This window comes from Gilliamella sp. B2717 (assembly GCF_026536675.1).
In the GTDB taxonomy this organism is placed as follows: Bacteria; Pseudomonadota; Gammaproteobacteria; order Enterobacterales; family Orbaceae; genus Gilliamella; species Gilliamella apicola_I.
This window is the reverse complement of record NZ_JAFNNQ010000016.1, coordinates 100,609-118,374: the sequence shown is the minus strand read 5'-3', so window position 1 is coordinate 118,374 and position 17,766 is coordinate 100,609. Positions and strand designations below refer to the sequence as shown.

Annotated in this window: 15 protein-coding genes, 1 pseudogene, 1 CRISPR repeat array and 1 riboswitch; of the genes and pseudogenes, 11 read left to right on the top strand and 5 right to left on the bottom strand. The window is 34.4% G+C overall.

Translation table 11 applies throughout. The annotated features are described in order from the left end of the window. Positions 1-171 precede the first annotated feature (171 nt). A CRISPR array of direct repeats spans positions 172-444; the repeat unit is 29 nt; unit sequence GTGTTCCCTGTATACACAGGGATAAACCG. 459 nt (positions 445-903) lie between these two features. Together pssA and ydiK are read right to left on the bottom strand one after the other, a co-directional pair. After that, positions 904-2,259, bottom strand: a complete 1,356-nt coding sequence (gene pssA, locus J3U35_RS03740; RefSeq protein ID WP_267359658.1) for a CDP-diacylglycerol--serine O-phosphatidyltransferase — start codon at positions 2,257-2,259, stop codon at positions 904-906. A 142-nt stretch (positions 2,260-2,401) separates the two neighbouring features. Next, positions 2,402-3,454 carry an AI-2E family transporter YdiK gene (gene ydiK, locus J3U35_RS03735; protein ID WP_267350674.1) on the bottom strand — a complete coding sequence of 351 codons (1,053 nt, stop codon included), beginning with the start codon at positions 3,452-3,454 and terminating at the stop codon, positions 2,402-2,404. 104 nt (positions 3,455-3,558) lie between these two features. On the opposite strand from ydiK, the gene eco reads away from it, so the two are divergent. The 8 genes and pseudogenes from eco to J3U35_RS03695 all read left to right on the top strand — a co-directional run bounded on the left by eco (position 3,559) and on the right by J3U35_RS03695 (position 11,172). Next, on the top strand, positions 3,559-4,053 hold the full coding sequence (gene eco / locus J3U35_RS03730; protein WP_065559441.1) for a serine protease inhibitor ecotin: 495 nt from the start codon (positions 3,559-3,561) through the stop codon (positions 4,051-4,053). Between the two features lie 328 nt (positions 4,054-4,381). Beyond that, on the top strand, positions 4,382-5,491 hold the full coding sequence (locus tag J3U35_RS03725; RefSeq protein WP_065559442.1) for an extracellular solute-binding protein: 1,110 nt from the start codon (positions 4,382-4,384) through the stop codon (positions 5,489-5,491). Positions 5,492-5,639: 148 nt separating this feature from the next. Continuing rightward, a complete protein-coding gene (potG, locus tag J3U35_RS03720) occupies positions 5,640-6,734 on the top strand; it encodes a putrescine ABC transporter ATP-binding subunit PotG (RefSeq protein WP_065559507.1) in 1,095 nt (364 codons plus the stop codon). Between the two features lie 321 nt (positions 6,735-7,055). Then, positions 7,056-7,925: pseudogene (gene potH, locus J3U35_RS03715) on the top strand (putrescine ABC transporter permease PotH); the annotation flags it as partial. Positions 7,926-8,168: 243 nt separating this feature from the next. After that, on the top strand, positions 8,169-8,927 hold the full coding sequence (locus tag J3U35_RS03710) for an ABC transporter permease subunit (RefSeq protein WP_411596692.1): 759 nt from the start codon (positions 8,169-8,171) through the stop codon (positions 8,925-8,927). A 108-nt stretch (positions 8,928-9,035) separates the two neighbouring features. Next, positions 9,036-9,251: riboswitch (FMN riboswitch) on the top strand. 207 nt (positions 9,252-9,458) lie between these two features. Further along, a complete protein-coding gene (ribB, locus tag J3U35_RS03705) occupies positions 9,459-10,097 on the top strand; it encodes a 3,4-dihydroxy-2-butanone-4-phosphate synthase (RefSeq protein WP_267350682.1) in 639 nt (212 codons plus the stop codon). 407 nt (positions 10,098-10,504) lie between these two features. After that, the gene (locus J3U35_RS03700) at positions 10,505-10,828 is read left to right on the top strand and encodes a DMT family transporter (protein ID WP_267350683.1); all 324 of its coding nucleotides are present in this window, start codon (positions 10,505-10,507) and stop codon (positions 10,826-10,828) included. Between the two features lie 29 nt (positions 10,829-10,857). Then, positions 10,858-11,172, top strand: coding sequence for a DMT family transporter (locus J3U35_RS03695; protein ID WP_267350685.1), 315 nt, complete (start codon positions 10,858-10,860; stop codon positions 11,170-11,172). Between the two features lie 320 nt (positions 11,173-11,492). Here the strand turns inward: J3U35_RS03695 and J3U35_RS03690 are convergent, their stop codons facing one another. Both J3U35_RS03690 and srmB read right to left on the bottom strand, forming a co-directional pair. Beyond that, a complete protein-coding gene (locus J3U35_RS03690) occupies positions 11,493-12,095 on the bottom strand; it encodes a peroxiredoxin C (RefSeq protein WP_065559446.1) in 603 nt (200 codons plus the stop codon). A 116-nt stretch (positions 12,096-12,211) separates the two neighbouring features. Beyond that, the gene (gene srmB / locus J3U35_RS03685) at positions 12,212-13,534 is read right to left on the bottom strand and encodes an ATP-dependent RNA helicase SrmB (protein ID WP_267359653.1); all 1,323 of its coding nucleotides are present in this window, start codon (positions 13,532-13,534) and stop codon (positions 12,212-12,214) included. A 457-nt stretch (positions 13,535-13,991) separates the two neighbouring features. Between srmB and trmA the strand changes: the two genes are divergently transcribed. The 3 genes from trmA (at position 13,992) to J3U35_RS03670 (ending at position 17,524) form a co-directional block, all read left to right on the top strand. Then, positions 13,992-15,092, top strand: a complete 1,101-nt coding sequence (trmA, locus tag J3U35_RS03680) for a tRNA (uridine(54)-C5)-methyltransferase TrmA (RefSeq protein WP_267350690.1) — start codon at positions 13,992-13,994, stop codon at positions 15,090-15,092. A gap of 361 nt (positions 15,093-15,453) precedes the next feature. Then, positions 15,454-16,140: a heavy metal response regulator transcription factor gene (locus tag J3U35_RS03675; protein WP_065559449.1), complete on the top strand. Its 687-nt coding sequence runs from the start codon at positions 15,454-15,456 to the stop codon at positions 16,138-16,140. Beyond that, positions 16,127-17,524, top strand: coding sequence for a heavy metal sensor histidine kinase (locus tag J3U35_RS03670; RefSeq protein ID WP_267359651.1), 1,398 nt, complete (start codon positions 16,127-16,129; stop codon positions 17,522-17,524). Before J3U35_RS03675 ends, J3U35_RS03670 begins: the two co-directional genes overlap by 14 nt. On the opposite strand, the gene J3U35_RS03665 is transcribed toward J3U35_RS03670, so the two are convergent. After that, on the bottom strand, positions 17,517-17,717 hold the full coding sequence (locus J3U35_RS03665) for a YaeP family protein (RefSeq protein ID WP_267350696.1): 201 nt from the start codon (positions 17,715-17,717) through the stop codon (positions 17,517-17,519). The genes J3U35_RS03670 and J3U35_RS03665 overlap by 8 nt on opposite strands. Positions 17,718-17,766: the final 49 nt, after the last annotated feature.

The following is a 17,766-nucleotide window of genomic DNA, read 5'->3' as shown; positions in this document are numbered from 1 at the left end:
GTTGTAAAAAGATGAAATGCCTAAAATAACATTTGGAAAGTAACTAACTATATGATAAATAATAAATTCTATTTTAGAAGGCTAACAAAGCAGATCGCCTAAAAAAACAACAAAAAAGTTGGTGGAATTTTACACNNNNTATTTTAATTAATAAACAATAGGTTATAATTAGTGTTCCCTGTATACACAGGGATAAACCGTAAAATTTACGTTTGACAAACTCGATACATCAGTGTTCCCTGTATACACAGGGATAAACCGAACATGTGGAATAAGGGTTTAGAAGATGCAATGTGTTCCCTGTATACACAGGGATAAACCGCGCAATATTCAGCAACCAGCTTAATCTTGCCAGTGTTCCCTGTATACACAGGGATAAACCGACTACTGGGCTAAAGGTTTGTCATTTTCACAAGTGTTCCCTGTATACACAGGGATAAACCATTTTACGAAAATAAGTTATACAAGATAGATTAGCATTAACTGTTAGAGCTGATATTGCTTGGATTGGACTTGGTGATGTTATCGGTTACGGTTTTTTTATATTAATGGTCAACCTGTAGACACTGTGATGAACCATTGTGTTATTGTTTAATTATTGAAAAATTAGACAATATTTTTTGTATAATTGCTATACTTCTAAAAATACTAAGATAACAGCCGTTTTAGACGCATTGTGCTTAGAGCGATTGATATTTTTGCAATTAGTGCTTCAAATGGCCGAACGGTTTTAAGTTTGCAAAAAAATAGCCCTGAATAAATATTATTTCGTTAAATTTTTAAAGCTATAGAGATTAAATTTGACTAAGAACAGTTGTTACTATCTTTAATAACTAGTCAATTTTATTCTCTATAGCTTATTTTAGTTGACGATTTACTAACAGCCTATCATTTATTTTCGTTTCATAATAAGCGTTTTATAATCCGATCAACACGTATGCGGGTTAATCTTTTAATTAACTTATGTACGTGAGGTGGATAAAACTGGCTGGCTTGAATTTGTTGAAAATGTGTCACCAATGTGGTTTTTTCTCTGATTGTATCAAGTTCTTTATCAAACTGATCTTGCAATTCTTGTTTAGGATCATGAATTAAAATACCATTTTCAAGATCTAATCGCCATGCCCTTGGGTTAAGATTATTACCCGTAATTAATACCCATTTTTTATCAACCCAAATACCTTTAAGGTGATAAGTTTGTTCGCCATCTTTCCATAATCGAATAATGAGTTGTTCTTTATCAATAAAAGGTTGCATTCGTTCGATAAATTTTCTTAAGTTAATTTCATATAAATAAGGTAACCCACCTGAAATATTGAAAGGTTTATCTTCTGGAATATAGAAATCATTGGCGATTTTGTCACCGATTATAATTTCTACTTGTTTACCTTTGCGCAATAAGCGAATAATGTCACGAACTAAAATATTAGGTAAGTTGAAATAAGGGGTACAAAAGATAATTTTTTGCTGAGTAATATTAATTAGGTGATGTATCGTTCTATTTAATGAGTTATTACGGCCTAAACCTGAAATAGGGGATACTGAAAGGGATTGATTATCGGCATCGCCCGTATAATGATATTTTGCATTCATTAAATGTTGACGAAGGGCTTTAATCTCAGCTTTTAGTTGTTTTCTGGTTTTATGGTTTTCACCATCCAGCCGTTGTAATCCGCTAAAAGGTAAAAAATTGTCATTAATATAGTTCACCATACTATCGGCGAGTACTTTATTAGTAATAAAGTGGTAGCGGTCGTAGCGATATTTATCCAGCTTATGTAAATAGACGTTATTTATACTTGCACCGCTATAAATCACGGTATCATCGATAATAAACCCTTTAAGGTGAAGAACGCCCAGCACTTCACGGCGATTAACAGGCACACCATAAATAGGAATATCAACTTGAGGATTTTCTTGTTTTAATTGGTAATAATATTTTGCATTAGTTTGACTTTTGTCTTCACCAATCCTACCGCGTTGTGCTCGATGCCAATCGACAAAGATTTTTATATCTAAATTGGGATTTTGTTGCTTAACATTATATAATTCTTTAAGAAATTCTTTTCCTGCTTCATCTTGCTCTAAATATAACGCAACAATATAGATGCGTTCCTTGGCATGTTTAATTGCATCAAGCAAAGCAAGCCGATAGTCTGTAGGATTATATATGATACGGTATTGATCGGCATGTTGAGAAATTTTTGCTAATTCATCAAGCTGTTTTTGGTGATTATATTTTATAAATGGTATTCGCATGATTTCTATATCATTTTAACTGACGCATATCGTTGAGTAATACGAATTATATCAGAAAATAATTCTCCTTTTTATACAACATTTGTTAATGTATTTAGTCACAACGTTATAAAATCTTATTTTCGGGATGATAATAAATTGTTTAAGATTGTTCATCAACCCATGTCTGAATAATTTTATAGGTTAAGGCTAATACGACTGGTCCGATGAATAATCCCATAATACCAAATCCGAGTAATCCACCAATAACACCAAATAGAATAAGTAAAAAAGGTAAATCAGCGCCTTTTTTGATTAAATAAGCACGCATAACACTATCAAGTGTCGTCAGTATTACTGCGACGACAATTAAGATAATACCTGAAGCCGTATGACCACTCCAAAATTGCCAAATTATACAACCTAGCATGACGACAACTGGCCCAATTTGGGCAACACAACAAATAAATAGTACTAGAGTTAATAGACCCGCTAACGGCATATTCGTTAACACAAAGCTTAAACCACCAATTAAAGCTAAAGTAATGGCGGTTACCACTACGCCTAATGCGACTGCACGAATTGATTGGCCTGCTAAGGTGACGGTTGTTTCGCCATATTGTTTAGAGAGTCGATTAGCAAATACATAAACATATTTGGTAATACTTTCACCTTTTAAGAAAAGTAACAGGCTAAAAATAATCATGACACCAGCATGGAAAATGAAAATACCTAAATTAGTTACTTGCTCGATCAACCACTTAATCATAGTGCCAATATAGGGTTGAACATTGCTCATTAAATCTGAACCATCGGTTTTGATCAGCTCTAACCATTTTTGATGTAATTCCTCACCAAACATAGGAATGCTATTTAGCCAATCAAGAGTGGGTAACTCGTGATGAGATAGTGATTTTGCCCATTCAATCAGATAGTGTCCATTTTGTGCTACACTACTAATAATGAGAAGAAAAGGAATGACACAAACAAAGGCTAAAATTAATGCCATAACCAACAAAGATAACCAGCGTTTATGGAAAAGTTTGTTTTGAATTTTGATCATAAGTGGCCAAGTTGCAATCACGACCATGACCGCCCAGAAGAATCCAAACAAAAAAGGTTCAACAATCCGATAAGTAATGATGATAAATAATCCAATTAATAGCAGATTAAGAATTAATTTTAATAAATCATTAGTATTTTTTTCTTTAGGCATTTTATAACCATAGTAAATAGTAAATATAATGCTATTATACGCATTATCATTTAAAAAGCATATCATGCAATATTAATGAACCTATTTTTACAGGAGACAAAAAAATGAAAAAAATAATATTGGTAGCCTTAATGGGCGTATCTTTATTTGCTTGTGCTGAAAAAACTAAATTGCCAGAAACAGTGCAAAATGTGAATGACATTGCACCTTATCCTGAAGCGAAAGCTGGTTACACCCGTTTTGCAATAAATCTACCTGCATTGCCTGATGAGAATAATGCTCGTATTGAATTACTAATTGGCAAAGAAATGAATGTTGATTGTAATTCTCAACGTTTGGCAGGGACAGTTAAAGAGGAAGAATTAAAAGGTTGGGGTTATTCTTATTATGTTGTAGAAGCCGGTAACGGTGTTCTATCAACCATGATGGCTTGCCCGGCAGGTTCTAATAAAAATCAGTTTGTTACTCTTCATCATAATTTGGGTTGGTTAGACTATAATAGTCGCTTACCAATTGTCATTTATGCACCAAATGATTTCCAAATTAAGTATCGTGTTTGGCAACCTGATGCCAAAATTCTACCAGCCAAAGCTGAATAAAATTGGAAAGGACGCTATTGGCGTTATCTATTTTTAGTATCGTTAAAAAAGGTTGAGTGAACAAAATATCGTCACTCAATCTCAAATCTTAAGTTATTTTACATTTTATGTAGACTTCTTTGAAAAAAAAGGTATTTTATGCCACGTAATGCAAAGCTAACCATTTATTTTTATCAATATAATAATAAATAATTTGCTTGCTTACCTCGGTTTCGCCAGACTATGTTTTTTAACAGGTTTTTGGTAAAATTTGGGGGTCCATTGTTTTGATTCAGTGGGCTTGTGTTTAACATGTAATATCCCTATTACTAGAGGAGAAGTGGTGAGCATGTTTACTCAACGTAAAACAATTCTTTCAATTCTTGCTGGTGTCACACTAGCGTTATCTCAATCTGCTATTGCTAAAGATCGTGTCGTACATTTTTATAATTGGGCAGGTCAAATTGGTCATGAAACCATTAATGATTTTGAAAAATCAACAGGAATTAAACTTGTTTATGATGTTTATGACTCTAATGAAGCACTTGAAGGAAAACTCATGGCGGGGCATTCCGGCTTTGATGTTGTTTCACCTTCTGATAGCTTTTTAGCAAGACAGATTAAGTCAGGTATTTATCTTCCATTAGATAAAAGTAAATTACCGAATTGGAAAAATCTTGATCCTAACTTAATGAAACTAATGGCGACTCATGACCCAGATAATACTTATGCTATTCCTTATGTCTGGATGACAACGGGTATCGGTTATAATATCGATAAAGTCAAAGAGCGTTTAGGTGAAGATGCCCCAGTTAATAGTTGGGATTTAGTCTTTAAACCTGAAAACATGGAAAAACTTAAAGATTGTGGTGTTGCATTTTTAGATGCGCCTACTGAAATTTTTGCCAGTGCGTTACAATATTTAGGTAAAGATCCTAATAGCACTGATGCCAAAGATTATACTGGTGCAGCTTATGATCTTTTAGCAAAAGTAAGACCGAATATTCGTTATTTTCATTCATCTCAATATATAACCGACCTTGCTAATGGTGATATTTGTGTCATTTTAGGTTGGTCTGGCGATATTTTACAAGCACGAGATCGCGCAAATGAGGCTAAAAATGGTGTCCATATCGGTTATCAAATACCTAAAGAAGGGGCATTAGTCTTTTTTGATACTTTTGCGATTCCAAAAGATGCGGCTAATGTTGATGAAGCCCATGAATTTTTAAACTTTATCATGAAGCCAGAAATCGCTGCACAAGTGACGAATGATGTTAATTTTGCGAGTGCCAATAAAGTCGCAAATGACAATTTTGTTAAACCGGAAATTAAAAACGATCCTGCGGTTTATCCATCACCTGAAGTCATGGAAAAATTGTTTACATTAAAAGTTAAAGAACCTAAACTTGAACGCGTGATTACTCGTACGTGGACAAAACTTAAAACTGGTCGATAAAGTTTTAACAAATAATTGATTATTAAGTGTTATTTATTATAGACGGAGAGATTGATTTAATCTTTCCGTTTCGTTTTTTATGGCTTGTTGTTATGAGGAAAAAAGAGTGAATAATAAAACAACAATTCAGGTTCAGCCTAAAAAAAAGATGGTTACGCCATTATTGGAGATCAAAAATTTAACCAAAGTGTTTAATGATGATTATTATGCTGTTGATGATATTAATCTCACTATCTACACCGGTGAAATTTTTGCTTTGCTTGGTGCTTCAGGTAGTGGTAAATCGACCCTATTACGAATGTTAGCAGGATTTGAACAACCAACATCTGGGCAAATTATTTTAGATGGTAAAGATTTGTCGCAAGTTCCGCCTTATAATCGCCCAATCAATATGATGTTTCAATCGTATGCTCTCTTTCCTCACATGACGGTTGAGCAAAATATTGCTTTTGGTTTAAAGCAAGATAGATTAGACAATAAAGAGATCAAACACCGTGTTGAAGAAATGCTTGCGCTTGTGCATATGGAACAATTTGGAAAACGTAAGCCACATCAATTATCTGGTGGTCAAAGACAACGCGTAGCGTTAGCACGTAGTTTAGCAAAACGTCCAAAATTATTGCTTCTTGACGAACCGATGGGAGCGTTAGATAAGCAACTGCGTGATCGTATGCAACTTGAAGTTGTCAGTATTTTAGAACAAGTAGGGGCAACTTGTGTTATGGTTACCCATGATCAAGAAGAAGCCATGACCATGGCTGGTCGTATTGCCATTATGAATAAAGGTCAATTTGTTCAAATTGGTGAGCCTGAAGAAATTTATGAACATCCAAACAGTCGTTATAGTGCTGAGTTTATTGGATCGGTAAATGTGTTTGATGGCATTTTACAAGAAACACTTGAAGACGGATTGATTATTAGCTGTCCAATGATAAAACATCCAATAAAAGTTGATTATGATTCACCAGCGGTTGAAGGTGTGCCAATTCAAGTTGCGCTTCGACCGGAAAAAATCAAATTATGTGACGACATTCCAGAAGACGGTTATAACGTTGCAACAGGTGAAGTAGTTGAAATTGCCTATTTAGGTGATTTATCAATATATCATGTTAAGTTATCAAGTGGGCAAATTATCATTGCACAACTACAAAATGAGCACCGTTATCGAAAAGGAATGCCTACTTGGGGAGATATAGTTAACCTAAGTTGGGAAGTTGATAGCTGTGTGGTACTTACCGAATAAACAAAAGAGGATATAACGATGCGTTCCATTTTTTGGAGTGTAGTATTAAATGCATTTGTCTTGCTCTGTGTTTATTGGCGTTTTGTCACCACAGATGCATTTGATAACTTATTTTTAGATGCGCTATTTACTGCATTAGTATTAAGTTTTTTAATGTCATGTTTTGGTTTGTTTTTAGCAAATTACAAGCCTTCTAGACTTGCTTATCGAATGATTATTGCTGGCAGTATTCTATTTATACCTGCTGGTTTAGTTGCTATTTATTTTGCAATTAAGAAAATTAAAAAACAGCCTGATGATACAGATTTGATGACGCTTTATGGTCGTTTAACAGTCATTGCTATTCCATATTTATGGATGCTGCTACTGTTTTTATTACCATTTTTAATTGTTTTTAGGATCAGTTTTTCCGAAATAGCATCCGCTGTTCCGCCGTATACGGATTTATTTAGCTTTGACGATGGATTGCTCAATATAACCTTAAATTTTGGTAATTATCTCAATTTATTGAGTGATACCATCTATTTTGATTCTTATTTGCAATCATTAAAAATTGCGGCTATATCAACTTTATTATGTATTTTAATTGGTTACCCACTAGCTTGGGCTATTTCGCAATGTAAACCGTCAACGCGAAATATTTTGCTTTTACTGATTATTTTACCGTCATGGACATCCTTTTTGATTCGTGTTTATGCGTGGATAGGTATTTTAAATCCTAATGGGCTTTTAAATCATTTTTTAATGTGGTTAGGCGTTATCGATCAGCCGTTAATCATTATGAAAACCTATTTCGCTGTGTATATAGGAATTGTGTATTCTTATTTGCCTTTTGTCGTTTTACCGATTTATACATCGTTAATCAAAGTTGATTCAACGCTAATTGAAGCGTCATTAGATTTAGGCTGTAAACCGATTAAAACGTTCTTTCAAATCATTGTACCATTGACAAAAAATGGAGTAATTGCAGGGGGAATGTTAGTGTTTATTCCTGCCGTTGGTGAATATGTTATTCCTGAATTATTGGGGCCGTCAGAAGGAATCATGATAGGTACTCAGTTATGGACAGAATTCTTTAATAATCATGATTGGCCTGCTGCTTCAGCGGTTGCATCGGTGATGTTGTTAATATTGATTGTGCCGATTTATTATTTCAACAAATTCCAAAATCGACAAATGGGAGGTAAATAGATGAACAATTTACCAATTATCCTACGTTCAGCTTTGATTGTCTTTGTGTCATTGTTGATCGGTTCATTTATATTAACGCTTTTAATTTCATCATCGGGATTTGAACTTATTACAAATGGCAGTGTTTACGTGGGCTGTTTTGTTTTTAGTCTGATTGTCACGTTAATTATTACATTAGCGTTAGCTTGCCGATGTTTAAAAGGGCTTATATTATTGGCGGTATTCTCTTTTTTATATATCCCAATGATTATTTTGATTGTTTATTCATTTAATAGTTCACGTTTGGTGACTGTTTGGGCAGAATTTTCAACCAAATGGTACGTTGAATTGATTCATAATCAAACTTTACTCAAGGCGGTTGGTTTAAGTTTAACTATCGCAGCTTGTGCAGCAACATTTGCGATTGTACTTGGTACTTTAGCTGCTTTTGCCATTATCCGTTTTAGGCGTTTTCGTGGGTCAAATCTGTTTTCTTTTATGACAACAGCACCTTTGGTTATGCCTGATGTAATAACGGGTTTAGCTTTGCTATTGCTCTTTGTTGGAATGGGGCAGGTACTGGGTTGGCCAAAAGATCGGGGGGCGATCACGATTTGGATGGCTCATACTACATTTTGTACAGCTTATGTCACCGTCGTTATTAGCGCACGGTTACGAGAGTTGGATAAATCCATTGAAGAAGCTGCATTAGATTTAGGCGCAAATCCATTAAAAGTCTTTTTCGTGATTACTTTACCAATGATTGCGCCGGCATTAGTGTCAGGGTGGTTGCTTGCATTCACATTATCACTTGACGATGTGGTTATTGCTAATTTTGTGACCGGCCCAGGTGCGATGACATTACCTAAACTGATCTTCTCCAAAGTTCGCTTAGGTGTGGATCCTCAAGTTAATGCACTTGCCACAATTATTTTGTTAATTGTTGGCATCATTGGATTTATTTCGTGGTTATGGATGCGTAAATCTGAACGTCGTCGATTGCGTGAAACTCGCCTGCATTAAATCTTTTTAAAACTTAATATTGCCGCACAATGCGGCAATATTTTCCTTTCAAAATATCCGTGTCTTTTTACTATATTTATATTATAGTGTTGAGTGTTAGTTTACTAACAAAATTCTCAGGGCGGGGTGCAAGTCCCCACCGGTGGTATAGCCCACAAGCGCTTAATATTTTAGTCAGTCAATATTTCAAATAGCTAAAATCAATTTCATTGTTGTGCAAAATGATTTGAAGTGAATTTGAAGATGATTAATAGGTATTAAGGTCTAGCAGATTTGGTGAAATTCCAAAGCCGACAGTGAAAGTCTGGATATAAGAGAGTTGCTTATCTTTTCTTAATTTGCTATTAGTTGCATAGTTTACTTTTTAGCAATATCACTATGGTCAAGCACAGCCCTGATTCTGGTATTAAGTTTATTTTTAATTAAATTAGCTTGGCAATGCATAAAATACGATTGATGAGTATTAATTTGGAATACCAAGATAATTTAGAAAAATAATAAATATATTAAAAAAGGACCTAGGTATTTACCATGAATCAGTTTAATTTAAATGAATTTGGAACCCCATCAGAACGTGTCAAAAAAGCGATTGCATCGATTCAAGCAGGGCAAGGCGTGTTAGTTTTAGATGATGAAGATCGGGAAAATGAAGGTGATATTATTTGGGCTGCGCAAACCATAACGACAGAACAAATGGCACTGACAATTCGTTATGGAAGTGGAATCGTTTGCTTATGTATGCCAAAAGAACAATGTGAAAAATTGAATCTTCCCATGATGGTGGCAAACAATACCAGTAAAAATCATACTGCCTTTACTATTTCAATTGAAGCGGCAAAGGGTGTGTCAACTGGCGTATCAGCGGCAGATCGCGTTACCACGATTAAAGCTGCCGTAGCCGATGAAGCTAAACCCAGTGACTTAAATCATCCTGGTCATGTTTTTCCACTGGTAGCAAAAGAAGGTGGAGTACTTGCTCGTCGAGGACACACCGAAGCATCGGTTGATCTGGTCAAGCTAGCTGGATTGAAACCTGCCGCTGTGATTTGCGAATTAACGAATGATGATGGTTCAATGGCAAGAGCGCCCCAAGTGGTTGAGTTCGCTAAAAAGCATCAATTGCCTGTGGTGACAATAGAAGATATAGCAAACTATTTACAGTCTTTATAATCATTACGTTAGAAGTTTACTTCCTTTTATATAGGGAAGTAAATTTACGTGTAATTGTGTGCTTAAACATTTATTCATATCTGTTTAAACCGTTTCAATCAACTTATCTTCAATTTTTTAATGAAACACTGAAATATAGCGAATAATCAGGGTTAGCCTTGCCAATTTTGTATCTTCATTATAGAATTGAATAAGAATAAGCTAAGTAAACTAGTAATGATATATCAAAATGTTTTAGTGCGACTTAAGTTAGTTTAATCTTAAACCACGTAGTTTTTCTGCATTAACATGTTGATCTTTCGGTGGCAAACCTTCATGTTTGCGAACCATCTTATTTTTCAACGATATAAACATCGGTAGAAAAAGCAAAATCAAGCAATAAGTAAAATGATAGCAGCGAGGTAGCTATGTTTAGCATTAATAAAGAGTGGGGATTTGTTATATTGACCTGCTTTTTTGAATTATGTTGGATTTTAGGATTTAGTGTTGCAACGGAGTATTGGCATTGGATGATTATTATCACATTAATTATTGTCGATTTTACATTTTTAACTAATGCCTGTAAGACCATTCCAACAGGCACTGTTTATGCCATATTTTCCGGCGTTGGTGCCGTTGGGGCAACGATTATTGATATGGTGCTTTTTGGTAAAGAAATCAAAATGATGCAACTCTTTTTTGTAGCATTAATCATAATTGGCGTTGTGCAACTTAAACGTACAGATAGTTAATCGACAAAGATCAGATTGAGGATTTTATTATGGGATGGCTTTTAATATTAACAGCATCATTTTTTGAAGTGATAGGGGCAATAGGATTGAAGCTCTATGCTGAACAAAAAAAAATAATAAGATTAGTTTTATATTGGGGCGGATTTTTTGTTTCTTTTGTTCTTTTTTATTTCTCCCTTCATTATCTTGAACTGAGTATTGTTTACCCCGTATGGGTTGGACTTGGCACATCCGGAGCAGTATTTGCCAATATGTTTTTATTCAATGAGCCTAAAAATTTACCGCGTTTATTGGGATTGGTCATTATTATTGTTGGCGTGGTTGGACTGCATATGACAATGTAAAACGAAGTGTTAAATTATTTTCCATTATTGTTTTTAATCGTTCGCAAACTATTTTCAACTGGATAACTCAATTTGATAAAGTATTTTTATTGATAAAAGATCCGTTTCAAGTCACAGAATTTATCTAAATAGACATTCATTTCAATCTTTTCATCTTCTAGTTAATGTACACAAAACTATTGAATGAATTTATTCAAAGTAAAAAGGGAATTAAGAAAACAATTAAGAATAAAAAAAACCGGAGAACATCTCCGGTTTAACAAAGTAACTTGAATTGAAAGTTAATCTTTTCAATAAGTTATTCAGTATAGAGTAGAATATTAAAGTTCGTTAGCGTGTTGTTTTAAGTAGCTTGCAACACCATTAGGATTGCCTTGCATACCTTGTTTACCTTTAGTCCATTGTGCAGGGCAAACTTCACCGTGTTCTTCATGGAATTGGAAAGCATCAACAATACGGATCATTTCATCAATATTACGCCCAATAGGTAAATCATTGATAGTCTCGTGACGAACAATTCCATTTTTATCAATAAAGAATGATGCACGAAGCGCTACACCTGCTTCAGGATGTTCAACACCATAAGCTTGCATAATAGTGTGCTTGATATCGGCAACAATTGGGAATTTAACTTCGCCAATTCCACCTTTATCTTGCGGAGTGTTTCGCCATGCGTTATGAACATATTCTGAGTCCATTGAAACACCAATAACTTCAACACCACGTTTTTTGAATTCTTCAAGACGATGATCGAAAGCAATAATTTCTGATGGACAAACAAAAGTAAAATCCATTGGCCAAAAGAATACAACGGCATATTTACCTTGAATATGCTGAGCTAAATTAAAGTTATTTACAATTTCACCAGAACCTAAAACTGCTGATGAAGTAAAATCAGGTGCTTTTCGCGTGACTAATGTCATGTGTTTCTCCTTGTATAAAACCAAAAATATTGTAAACCTTGATGGAATGTATTATAGCAACTGATAAAAATTGTCCAAGTTGTTATTAACAATCGCTTTCATAAGCTCTGACTATGTCAAACTTTTGAATTATTCGATTCGCTTAATTTGTGTTTAGGTTTACCTTTATTTTTGGTGTCACGTAAACGGACTTTAACTTTTTTCTTTGCTGTGTCATCCTGTTTTTTTGCACCACGCTTCAATTTTGATTTATTTGACGGTTTTTTCTTGCAAGTCGGTTTTGGTGCTTTAGTTTTAGGACGTAATCCTTCAATCGTTCTCAATTTTATGGGTTCTTGAATATAGCGTTCAATTTTCAGTAATAGATCATTGTCATGCGCTTCAACTAACATGATAGCCGTACCTTTTTTACCTGCTCTTGCTGTACGACCAATACGGTGTAGATAAACATCTGCTGTTTTTGGCGCATCAAAATTGATCACGTGCGTAACATCATCAATATCGATTCCCCGAGCAGCCACATCAGTAGCCACTAAGACGTTTACGGTGTTGTTACTGATTCTTTTTATTGCTTCATTGCGTTTTGCTTGTACCATTTCGCCTTCTAAATAACAACTTTTTATACCTGCTTGATGTAACCAAGTTACCAGTTCGTGTACCCGTTCACGTTTTCGAACAAATACAATTGTTTTTTGAAATTCATCTTGCTTGAGAAGATGGGTTAATAAAGCAACTTTATGATTGAGATCATCAGCACGATAATAAAATTGGATGATTTTTTTACGCTCTTTACGGGACGGAGTCGCATTAATTTCAACAGGCTGATCGAGAATTCGACTGGCAAAATTGAATAAACCTTCACCTTCCAGTGTCGCTGAAAAAAGTAAGGTTTGTTTGCGCCAACGGGTTTCGGCAGAAATTGTTTCCACATCTTGTGAAAAGCCCATGTCTAACATGCGATCGGCTTCATCTAATATCAACATTTCCACCGCTCGGCAGTCGAAGTTTTCTTCTTTAATATACTGCAATAGTCGTCCGGTTGTGGCAATGACAATGTCTTGGTTTTTACTAAATACTTCTGCATGATTCATATAAGCGACACCACCAGTAATTGTCGCAATACTCAGATGCGTTGATTGCGTTAAGTTTTTTGCCTGTTCTGCAATTTGCATTGCAAGCTCACGCGTTGGCGTTAAAATTAAAATTCTTGGTGGCCCCGGTTTTCGACGCGGAAAGTCTAAAAGATGTTGTACCGCTGGGATTAAAAAAGCAAGTGTTTTACCGGTACCAGTTGGTGCCGATCCTAAGATATCTTTGCCATCTAAAGCTACAGGGATCGTTTGTGCTTGAATTACGGTAGGGGTAATAATATTTTGGGCTTTAAGATTGTTAATTAATACATCATCTATTTGTAAATCGGAAAAAGTTTGCGTTGTCATAATGACCTTTATAACGAGAAATTTAAAACACATTATAACGGCAATCAATATAACTACAATATTATCACACCAATGATTGTCTATGGTGATACCAACATTTCAACCAAATGAAAGCTTAATGCGCTAATTTTAGTAAATCCCCAGATAATTAATGTCAATGAATGAAAATAACTTATTTATGTGAATGTAATATTCATTAAGAAAAAACGTCAATTCTGACCAACTGCATAAATTGAATTTCATGATGCAAATTTGATGACAAGTGACTTAAAGTTAACGTTGGGTGGTATCAGGCTTACCATTGATAGTGGTTTATGATAACATAGATAAAATAATGGGGCTAAAATCTTTGTGATATACTAAGCGAAAATCAATTTTTATATCTCTGTTTAGTCTATAGCATTAAATCAAATTGACTAATTTTTTATAACCACTTTTTAATAATCTGATAATTAAAATGGCAGAATGTTTCTCTAACGAAAAATATCAACAACAGCTTGAAAATAAAGTCACGAATTTAAAAGCGCTTTTATCACATTTTTCACTACCTGATTTAACCGTTTATTCGTCTCCAATCAGTCATTATCGTATGCGTGCAGAATTTAGAATATGGCATGATAAAGATGACCTTTATCATATCATGTACGATAAAAATACAAAAAAGCGAATAAAAGTAGAAACTTTCCCGATTGCAACAGCACTTGTTAATGATGCTATGCAAAAAATTATTCCACTTTTAAAACCTAATTATTTGCTTCGCCATATGCTTTTTCAAATCGATTATTTTTCGACATTAAGTGGTGAACTGCTTATTACACTTTTATATCATAAAAAATTATCCGATGAATGGCGGGTAGAAGCTGAAAAATTAAAGCAACAGTTAGCCGAACAAGGTGTTAACTGCCATATTATCGGTCGAGCAAGTAATCAAAAAATTGTTATTGATGTTGATTATGTTGATGAAGTTTTACCAGTTATGGGTAACAATTTGATTTATCGGCAAGTTGAAAATAGTTTTACGCAGCCTAATGCAGCCGTCAATATTAAAATGCTTGAGTGGGCTACTTCGGTCACCCAAGGTTTATCCGGTGATCTGCTAGAGTTTTATTGTGGAAATGGTAATTTTTCAATTGCGTTGGCTCGAAATTTCCGAAAGGTATTAGCCACTGAAATTGCCAAAGCTTCGGTCTATTCGGCACAACATAATATTGCGGTCAATCATATTAATAATCTGATTATTGCTCGATTATCGGCTGAGGAGTTTACGTCAGCTATAAGAAAAGAACGAGAATTTAATCGATTGAAAGGAATTAATTTAGATGACTATCAGTGTGATACGGTACTTGTTGATCCTCCTCGTGCAGGATTAGACATAGAAACATTAAATAATTTAAAAAGTTATAAAACCATTATTTATATTTCTTGTAACCCTCATACATTGCGTGAAAATTTACAGCAACTGACAGAAACGCACTCGATTAAACATTTTGCTCTGTTTGATCAGTTTCCTTATACAGAACACATCGAAACAGGCGTAGTTTTGCATAAAAATAACTGAATTTGATATTCAGATTCAGTTATTTTTGTTAGAATGCCGAGATTTTAAAGTCAATCATTTATTGTTTCAGAGATTAATTCGAGCTTATCGTGATTTATAAGCAAAAAAAAACCCTAGATAAACTAGGGCTGCATTAAATTGCAAGGAATGGATGAAAGGAAATAAAACAATGAAACAATAATGTCTAGCCTCATGAATCATTGTGTGGATACTATAACAAACACATTCAAACGGATTAATGACAAGTAGATTACAAAATAGTCATGGAAATATCATGAATGTTTTTGAACTTTTCATATATCATAGGAACAGTATTATGTAAGTTAGATAACCTGATACTTTGGCAAAGGAAATATTTAAAATGAAATTGTTAGTTGTTGAAGATGAACAGAAAACAGGTGAATACCTTCGTCAAGGATTAATTGAATCAGGCTTTATTGTTGACCTAACCAAAAATGGTTTAGATGGCTATCATCGGGCAATGACAGAAGATTATGATTTAATTATCCTGGATGTAATGTTACCGGATATTGTTGGTTGGAAAATTGTTCAGTCATTGCGTGAAGCGGGTAAAGACACCCAAATTATATTGCTGACAGCAATGGGAAGTGTTGAAGATAAAGTTAAAGGATTAAATTTAGGTGCCGACGATTATTTAGTGAAGCCTTTTTCATTCGCTGAATTATTAGCGAGAGTTAAATCGTTATTAAGACGAAATGTGCCGCAAGTAAACAATTATCAATTAAGTATTGCTGATTTAGTCATGGATTTGCCAAAGCGAACAGTGACGCGTTCAGATAAACGTATCGATCTCACCAATAAAGAGTTTTTATTACTTGAATACTTCTTACGTTATCCGGGTGAAGTGTTACCGCGATCGTTAATTGCTTCACAAGTTTGGGATATGAATTTTGATAGCGATACTAATGTGATTGATGTAGCCATAAGACGGTTACGTAACAAAATAGATGCAGGATTCGAACCTAAACTTATTCATACTGTGCGTGGAATGGGTTATAAAATAGATGTATTAGATGAAACAGAGTAAATTAATTTCCGTTCGGTTACCCATTATTGTTTGTCTGATAACATGTGGACTACTTTATTGTTTCAGTTATTTGATCGAGCGGTCTTTTGAAAAATTTTCAATCAGACAAAATGTGACCGAATTAAATTCGGTTATTACCTCTATAGAAAGAGAACTAACTTATTATTCTCCGAATGATAATCGTGATGAATTTATCCAAAATTTATTGCTAATTCTCACCGGGCATCATCACTTATTTGTTTATATCATTGATGATATGGGCAAAATAGTCTATCGCACTCGAGGCCCCAACTTAGCGATAGCACTAAAATCACAAGAGTTAGAACGGATTATTGAAAATGACAGTACTTCTATTGAGACGATAGATAAATCATCTTATCGAATTGCGGCATCAAGGGTGATAGGGGAAGACGGTAAACGATTCACTACGATTGTTGCCGTTCGTCGTGATGTGCAACTTGAATTTATTAATCGATTAAGAAACGGATTAGGTCTGCTAATTATTATTTCTTGTGTGTTAGCATTAATCGGTTCATTCATCAGTATTTACTATACTCAAAAACCAATCAATCGCTTAATCAAGAAGATTGAAAGAATTAGTTTAAATAATTTAAATTATCGTATTCCAACCTCGTCAGTACCGGTTAAATATGTAAGCTTGGTCAGAGCATTTAATAACATGCTTAATCGTATGGAAGATGTTTTTACTCGTCAGCATAATTTTACTGCCGATATTGCACATGAAATGCGTACACCGATTACTAATCTTACCACGCAAACGCAAATTGTACTCAATAACGCTCGTACGACAAATGAGTACCGTGAAATTTTATATTCTAATTTAGAAGAATATGAAAAAATGTCACAAATGATTTCTGATATGTTATTTTTGGCGCAGGCAGACAATCGCCAGCTTGTGCCTAATTTGATTGACATTGATCTTACTAACATGGTTATGATGATGTGTGATTATTTTGAGCCTCTCACCGATGAAAAAAATATTACTTTCCAACTCGACGGTCACTGTTCTCACATACAAGGTGATAAAATGATGTTAGGGCGTGCAATTGGTAATATTTTGTCTAATGCGATTCGTTATACACCGAATAACGAGGTCATAACTATCACGTTAAGTCAAATGAGTGAAAAACGGGTTAAGATTATTATCTCTAATCCGGGCAAAAAAATTGATAAAAAACATTTACCACATCTTTTTGACCGATTCTATCGTGTCGATGAATCACGTCATCGTAATGACAGTTCCGGCGCAGGTATTGGGCTAGCCATTGTTAAATCCATTATTGAAACCCATAAGGGATCAATTTATGTAGAATCAGATGATAAATCGACACGTTTTATTATCAATTTACCAACAGCTATTTAATGTCATAGTCACTCATTAATAAGTTAGCTGCTGCATAAGCAGCTTTCTCTCTAAGTTCAGCAGGTACTTGTTTATCAGCTGCAACTTCATTTAAAACCAACATAACGGCTCCTAAAGCATCTTCAACATAGCCTAATTCATTACTGCCGATTTGAGCATATTTTTCCCGAATGAGCTCACAATATTTATTCATTAGTTCGATTCCTTTAATCTTTTTCAATAACGTTATTTCAATTCTATCC

Coding starts and splice junctions, on each gene's coding strand:
- pssA (WP_267359658.1), bottom strand. CDS start 2,259: ATGCGAATACCATTTATAAAATATAATCACCAAAAACAGCTTGATGAA.
- ydiK (WP_267350674.1), bottom strand. CDS start 3,454: ATGCCTAAAGAAAAAAATACTAATGATTTATTAAAATTAATTCTTAAT.
- eco (WP_065559441.1), top strand. CDS start 3,559: ATGAAAAAAATAATATTGGTAGCCTTAATGGGCGTATCTTTATTTGCT.
- J3U35_RS03725 (WP_065559442.1), top strand. CDS start 4,382: ATGTTTACTCAACGTAAAACAATTCTTTCAATTCTTGCTGGTGTCACA.
- potG (WP_065559507.1), top strand. CDS start 5,640: ATGGTTACGCCATTATTGGAGATCAAAAATTTAACCAAAGTGTTTAAT.
- J3U35_RS03710 (WP_411596692.1), top strand. CDS start 8,169: ATGATTATTTTGATTGTTTATTCATTTAATAGTTCACGTTTGGTGACT.
- ribB (WP_267350682.1), top strand. CDS start 9,459: ATGAATCAGTTTAATTTAAATGAATTTGGAACCCCATCAGAACGTGTC.
- J3U35_RS03700 (WP_267350683.1), top strand. CDS start 10,505: ATGTTTAGCATTAATAAAGAGTGGGGATTTGTTATATTGACCTGCTTT.
- J3U35_RS03695 (WP_267350685.1), top strand. CDS start 10,858: ATGGGATGGCTTTTAATATTAACAGCATCATTTTTTGAAGTGATAGGG.
- J3U35_RS03690 (WP_065559446.1), bottom strand. CDS start 12,095: ATGACATTAGTCACGCGAAAAGCACCTGATTTTACTTCATCAGCAGTT.
- srmB (WP_267359653.1), bottom strand. CDS start 13,534: ATGACAACGCAAACTTTTTCCGATTTACAAATAGATGATGTATTAATT.
- trmA (WP_267350690.1), top strand. CDS start 13,992: ATGGCAGAATGTTTCTCTAACGAAAAATATCAACAACAGCTTGAAAAT.
- J3U35_RS03675 (WP_065559449.1), top strand. CDS start 15,454: ATGAAATTGTTAGTTGTTGAAGATGAACAGAAAACAGGTGAATACCTT.
- J3U35_RS03670 (WP_267359651.1), top strand. CDS start 16,127: ATGAAACAGAGTAAATTAATTTCCGTTCGGTTACCCATTATTGTTTGT.
- J3U35_RS03665 (WP_267350696.1), bottom strand. CDS start 17,717: ATGAATAAATATTGTGAGCTCATTCGGGAAAAATATGCTCAAATCGGC.